General features: G+C 65.7%; 8 protein-coding genes and 1 pseudogene. 2 read left to right on the top strand and 7 right to left on the bottom strand.

The window, feature by feature from the left end:
- A partial coding sequence (locus AUC71_RS10110; RefSeq protein WP_244500893.1) for an ATP-binding protein occupies positions 1–393 on the top strand: 393 nt, incomplete at its 5' end.
- Here AUC71_RS10110 and AUC71_RS21200 read toward each other — a convergent pair.
- The 3 genes and pseudogenes from AUC71_RS21200 to AUC71_RS10100 form a co-directional block, all read right to left on the bottom strand.
- Positions 390–656, bottom strand: coding sequence for an ATP-binding protein (locus AUC71_RS21200; RefSeq protein ID WP_244500892.1), 267 nt, complete (start codon positions 654–656; stop codon positions 390–392). The genes AUC71_RS10110 and AUC71_RS21200 overlap by 4 nt on opposite strands.
- Complete coding sequence (locus tag AUC71_RS10105; protein WP_244500891.1) at positions 653–1642, bottom strand: two-component system sensor histidine kinase family protein; 990 nt, start codon at positions 1640–1642, stop codon at positions 653–655. Before AUC71_RS10105 ends, AUC71_RS21200 begins: the two co-directional genes overlap by 4 nt.
- A pseudogene (locus tag AUC71_RS10100) lies at positions 1639–2360 on the bottom strand (response regulator). Before AUC71_RS10100 ends, AUC71_RS10105 begins: the two are co-directional and overlap by 4 nt.
- A gap of 197 nt (positions 2361–2557) precedes the next feature.
- Here AUC71_RS10100 and AUC71_RS10095 point away from each other — a divergent pair.
- Positions 2558–2869 (top strand): hypothetical protein, encoded by a 312-nt coding sequence (locus tag AUC71_RS10095; RefSeq protein WP_069624163.1) that lies wholly within the window; start codon positions 2558–2560, stop codon positions 2867–2869.
- Between the two features lie 462 nt (positions 2870–3331).
- Here AUC71_RS10095 and AUC71_RS10090 read toward each other — a convergent pair whose 3' ends face one another.
- The 4 genes from AUC71_RS10090 to AUC71_RS10075 are packed head-to-tail and all read right to left on the bottom strand — an operon-like array spanning position 3332 to position 5365.
- A complete protein-coding gene (locus tag AUC71_RS10090; RefSeq protein ID WP_069624162.1) occupies positions 3332–3829 on the bottom strand; it encodes a hypothetical protein in 498 nt (165 codons plus the stop codon).
- Entirely contained in the window at positions 3799–4179 is a 381-nt protein-coding gene (locus AUC71_RS20295; protein ID WP_069624161.1) for a glycosyltransferase family 2 protein, read from the bottom strand. Before AUC71_RS20295 ends, AUC71_RS10090 begins: the two co-directional genes overlap by 31 nt.
- Positions 4176–4598, bottom strand: coding sequence for a diacylglycerol kinase (locus tag AUC71_RS10080; protein WP_083238257.1), 423 nt, complete (start codon positions 4596–4598; stop codon positions 4176–4178). The genes AUC71_RS20295 and AUC71_RS10080 overlap by 4 nt, the downstream gene beginning before the upstream one ends.
- 17 nt (positions 4599–4615) lie before the next feature.
- Positions 4616–5365 carry a YebC/PmpR family DNA-binding transcriptional regulator gene (locus AUC71_RS10075; RefSeq protein ID WP_069624160.1) on the bottom strand — a complete coding sequence of 250 codons (750 nt, stop codon included), beginning with the start codon at positions 5363–5365 and terminating at the stop codon, positions 4616–4618.
- Between the last annotated feature and the right edge of the window lie 76 nt (positions 5366–5441).

Genomic DNA, 5441 nt, shown 5'->3' with positions numbered 1-5441 from the left:
GGCCGAGATCTCGCCGGATGTCAGGGCGCGCCATCGATCCCCCAGGATCCTCGCCGAAGCGCTCGCAACCTCACCGAGAACGCCGTTCGCCACGCGCGCTCCCGCGTCGTCATCGAAGCCACGCACGATGGCGCCACGGCACGCATCGCGATCGCCGACGACGGTCCGGGCATCCCCATCGAGCAGCAGGATGAGGTGCTCGACCGCGGCGCCCGCCTCGATTCCACGAGTGCGGGGTCGGGGCTGGGACTTGCGATCGTCAAGGATATCGCGGAGATCTGGGACGCGGAGCTATCGTTTGAGACAACGGCTCAAGGCTTCACCGCGGTCCTTGCGATCCCGGCCGTGGCAGCGAACAGCACGGTGGTACCGCTCACCAAGCGCAACGGCTAGGTCTTCGCCTCGTCAACGGCTTCCGGCAGCTCGACGGTTTGCACGAGCCCGCCGCCCGGACGGTTGGCGATTTCGATGCGCCCGCCCGCCCGGCTCACGATCTCGTAAGCGATGGTCATTCCGAGCCCGGCGCCCGGAATATCCTGGCGGCGCGCCCGGTCGGCCCGGAAGAAGGGCTCAAACACCTGGTGAATGAGATCCTCCGGGATGCCGGGGCCGTCGTCCTCGATGACGATGCGCGCCATGGTACCGCTGCCGTTCACGCTGACCCGCGCCCGAACGCCGTGGGTCGCCGCGTGATGATCAGGTTGCGCAGCGCGCGGTTCAGCTTGAAGCGGCTCGCCCGTATCGTGACAGGGCGCAAGTTCACGCCGGTCACGTCGAGGCTCTGCTCCTTGAGGTCGGCGCAGATGTCGCCGACCAGCTCATCGAGCCTGATGCGTTCCGGCGCCGCGGCGCCGGTCTCTTCGCGCACGAGCATGATGGCGCTGTCGCCGATACGCTCGAGCTCGTCGAGATCGTTGAGCCATTTGCCGCGCTCCTCCTCTTCCGGCACGAACTCGGCCCTGAGCCGCATGCGCGTGATCGGCGTGCGCATATCGTGACCGGCGGCGGCCACAAGCCGCATGCGGCTCTCCATGGAGCGCTTCAGCCGGGCCGAGAGAGAATTGAGCGCCTTGGCCGTGGCCCGCACCTCCGCCGGACCCCGTTCGGGCAGTTCCGGCATCAGCCCGTCGGGACCGACCGAGGCCACCGCGTCTTCCAGGAACACAAGCGGCCGCACCATGCGGTTGGCCACGAACACGGCGATGACAGTGGCGCCGAGCGCGATCACCGTCAGCCATCTGACCAAAGCCGTCCAGGGCGGACCGGGCGGCGGCATGCCGGAGGTCGGCATCCACAGCCACCCGTCCTCGACGGGGACCGAGACGATCAGCGGTGCCTCGTGTCCGTCGCGCGATATTGTGACCGGGAGATCGAGGCCGCGCGCCGTCAGAACCTCGCGCAAACCCTCGGTCGATTGCTTGTAGATTTGCCCGGGCGCGGGCTCCTGTTTCAGCGTCACCACGCCGGGAGCTTCCTTGATGAGCCCCAGCACCAGTTCGACTTGCTGCGCCGTTCCCTCGAGCGCGCGCTCGGATCGCTGCGGCGGGCCCAGGAGATAGAAGAGCACGACCGTCAGGAGGCCGACGACCGAGACGATCGCAACGACCAGAAGCACTGCGATCTTGACGCGGAGGGTATTCACGCCTGCCCGTCCCCCATCTCGACCTTGGCGGCGAGCTGATAGCCGCCGTTCCGCACCGTCTTGATGAGGTGCGGATCTTTGCCGCCGAGCTTGCGGCGCAGGCGGCTCACCAGAACGTCGACAGAACGGTCGAAACCGTCGCCCTCGCGGCCGCGCGTAAGATCGAGCAACTGATCGCGCGACAGAACGCGGCCGGGGCGGTCGAGAAACGTTTTGAGCAGATCGAACTCCGCGCCCGTCAGATCAACGTCCTGGCCTTCATCGTTGGTCACCCGTCGCAGCTGCGGATCGGCCGTGAAGCCTTCGAAGCGGTAGACTTTGAGGTCGCTCGGTTCGGGAACCGTCTCGGACCGGCGGCGCAGAACGGCACGCACCCGCGCGATCAGCTCCCCGGGGATTGAAGGCTTGCCGAGATAATCGTCGGCGCCGATCTCGAGGCCGATAATGCGATCGACATCCTCCTTCAGCGCCGTCAGGAGAATAATCGGGACGGTGGAACGCTGCGCCCGCAAGTCCCGGCAGGCGTCGAGGCCCGAGCCGTCGGGCAACATCACGTCGAGCACGATCAGATCGACCTGATGCGTTGCCAGCTGATCGCGCAGCTCCTGGCAGCTGGCGGCCAGCAGCACGCGAAAGCCCTGGCTCTCCACATACGCGCGAGGAGCTTGCGGATTTCGGGGTCGTCATCGACGACGAGTATGCGGGGCGTGGCGGTCATTGAATTCGCCTCCTTCTAGCCTCGCCCGGCGCCGGCCACGAGAGGAATCTTGTAACGAAATCCGTCCGTCTCCGGGCCAGCAATGTTTCGACATAAAACTCGCTCCCGCAGCAACGTTCGGATACGCGCGGACCAAGAAGGGCAACGAAGAGACCGTAGGTAAGAGCCTGACACCAATAACTTGAGGATGCTGCAAAATGAAGTTCTCCAAAAGGATGGCCTCGATCGCCGTTGTCGCTGTGCTCAGTATCGCAGGCCTCACGGCGGTGACCCTGGCGGCCGGCCACGATGGGCGCTGGAGCCAAAGTGCCTGGGCCGGTGAAGGCAAGAAAATGTGCGACCGCGGTGAGGACCGCAAATACGGCAAGCATGGCCGTCGCGGGCACCACGGCCCAATGGACCCTGACTACCTGGCCAAGAAGCTGAGCGTCATGGAGACTGAGATCGGCATCCGCGCCGATCAGCTCGACACCTGGCGCGATTCACCGACGCGCTGCAAGCAACCCTGAAGCGGCCCATGCGTCCCGGCGGTCCCGGCATGACGGCGCCTGGCGACACCACCGAGGCGTTCTCGTTGGCCGAGGCTTCGCCGACAGGTCGATCGAGCGTGCCCAGAACGCCGAGAAGCTGAAGGCGGCGATCGGTGCGCTCCGCACCACACTCACCGCGGAGCAGCTCGATAAGGTCAAGGAGATCGAAGCGCGCGTTCGGGCCCGCATGGCCATGCACCGCGGCTGGCGGCACGGTCCACATGGCGGCCCCGGCGATAAGGGTCCTCACGGCAAGGGCCCGCATGGCAAGGGTCCGCATGGCGGCCCGTCCCAGGCCGGTCCTGACGGCGGTCCCGATAACGGCCCTGGCGACACGCCGGACGAAGGCGAAGAGGACTAATGCGCCTCCCCAGTAGCCGTGCTCTCCGCGGCTAGAAGCGCAGGAAGGCGGGAGCTTAGGCTCCCGCCTTTTTTTGCGGGCTATTTCGCGGCCGGCATCGGCACCGCATTGGCGAATAGGTCCTCGCCCCAGGGGTGGAGCCGGCGGCCGAAATCGGACTCCGTATGGATGCCCTGGCCTTTCCGCGCCTCCCATTTGGCCCCGTAGGTCTCGTAGGGAAAATGCTGCACGTAGTAGTCGCACGTCTCCTCCCAATGGGCGACCGACAGCGACTTGCCGTAATGCTGGCAATAGAGGTCCGTCTCGACTGCCGTCATGCCACGCGGCGTGCGCCCGTCGCCCTCGGCGAAGCCGATCTCCGGCCGGTTGCGCCACAGCATGAGAATGTCGCGCTGCTCCGGGCCGTAAAACGTGCGGAAATCCAGCAGCCGCTGGTCGGAGGTGTAGGGTGCGTGATCCTCCGGCGTCATATAGGCGTCGAATAGGCGGACGCGGACCGCGTCCGTTTCGTCCGTGAGGCCGGCGAGGAACCCGCGCAGATCTCCGGTCACCCGCTCGTCCGGGTCGAAGCAGAACATCCAGTCATGTGGCAGCTCCGCGCGCGCATGTCGAGCAAGAGCCCGCGATGGCGGCCTTCGGCGCGCTTCCGCGCGTCTACGTCCCGCTCCCACGCCTGGTTGGCGACGATCAGCGCGACCTTGGGATGGGCGCGCAAGACCTCGACCGTCTCGTCGGTGCTGGCGTCGTCATAGGCGACGATCGCGTCCACATGGGCGCCGAGATAGTCGAGCGTGTCGGGCAGGATCAGCGCCTCGTTGCGCATGCGCGTCATGGCGACGAGGGCGTGATTCTGACCAAGCAGCGCTTCATTGCCGGTGATGACCTGCTCGGTGTCGCGGAGCGGCCAGCGCGTGACGTCGCGGGTCACGCCCAGAAGCGGTCGATCACCGCCACGATCCAAATCAGCGCGGTCAGCGCGATGACGCAGAACACGCCGGCCGAGGCCAGATCCTTGGTGACCTTGATGGCCTCGTGCTTCTCCGGGTGCAAATGATTGCACAACCGTTCGATCGCGGTGTTGAGGAACTCGGCGGCGAGAAGCAGGATCAGGCTCCCCATCAGCGCCGCCCAGATCCAAAGATTTGTGGCGAGGAAGAACGAGACCGGCAGCGCAATGAGGACGAGAAACGCCTCCTGCTTGATGGCCGCCTCGGTCGCCAGTCCCTCGCGAAAGCCGCCAACCGTGTTCAGAAACGCACGGCCGATGCGCGCGAGACCGCCTTTGCCAGGCAGCGCCGATTGCTCTTGCAAATGCTTGTACTCGGTACCGTCCGTCGGGGCATCCATGGGAGGACCTTTCGAGGTCAAGCCGCCGTCAGCTTTTGCAGCACATCGTCGGACACGTCGAAATTGGCGTAAACTTGCTGCACATCATCCAGTTCTTCAAGCGCGTCGATCATGCGCAGAAGCTTCTCGCCGGCTTCCTCGTCGATCGGCACATCGGTCTTCGACCGCCACAGGATCTGCATGGTGCGGGCCTCGCCGAAACGGTCCTCCAGCGCTTTGCCGACCTGGTGCAGTTCGTCCGGGTTGCAATAGACCACATGCCCCTCGTCGGTGGTCTCGACATCGTCGCCGCCGGCCTCGATGGCCGCTTCCAGCATCGCGTCGGCGGTCGCCCTGTCCAGATCGAAGGCGATGGCCCCCAGCCGGTCGAAATTGAAGGAGACCGCGCCCGTCTCACCCAAATTGCCGCCATGCTTTGCGAAGATGGAGCGCACCTCGCTGGCTGTGCGGTTGCGGTTGTCGGTCAGCGCCTCGACGATGACGCCGACCCCGGCCACGCCGAATCCCTCGTAGCGGACCTCCTCGAAATTGTCGCCGCCCGCCTCCTGGCTCTTCTTGATGGCCCGGTCGATATTGTCGTTGGGCATGTTCTGGGCCCGCGCCGCCTGGATCGCCGTCCTGAGTCGCGGGTTCATGGCCGGATCCGGCAGCCCCATCTTCGCCGCGGTGGTGATCTCGCGGGCGAGCTTTGAGAAGAGCTTGGCGCGCTTCTTATCCTGGGCGCCTTTGCGGAACTGGATGTTCTTGAATTTGGAATGGCCTGCCATGGCCTGTTCCCTAGTCGTTTCGGGCCCGCGCGGTCAAGACCCGCAACTCCGGCGCTGCTGGGATGGGGCGAGAGAC

The organism is Methyloceanibacter marginalis (genome assembly GCF_001723295.1).
GTDB lineage: Bacteria > Pseudomonadota > Alphaproteobacteria > Rhizobiales > Methyloligellaceae > Methyloceanibacter > Methyloceanibacter marginalis.
The sequence above is the reverse complement of the archived record's forward strand: the minus strand, read 5'-3'. Positions and strand labels throughout refer to the sequence as shown.

Bases quoted from the DNA above. Each gene is read 5' to 3' on its own strand.
- AUC71_RS10095 (WP_069624163.1), top strand. From the start codon at position 2,558: ATGAAGTTCTCCAAAAGGATGGCCTCGATCGCCGTTGTCGCTGTGCTC.
- AUC71_RS10090 (WP_069624162.1), bottom strand. From the start codon at position 3,829: ATGTTCTGCTTCGACCCGGACGAGCGGGTGACCGGAGATCTGCGCGGG.
- AUC71_RS10080 (WP_083238257.1), bottom strand. From the start codon at position 4,598: ATGGATGCCCCGACGGACGGTACCGAGTACAAGCATTTGCAAGAGCAA.
- AUC71_RS10075 (WP_069624160.1), bottom strand. From the start codon at position 5,365: ATGGCAGGCCATTCCAAATTCAAGAACATCCAGTTCCGCAAAGGCGCC.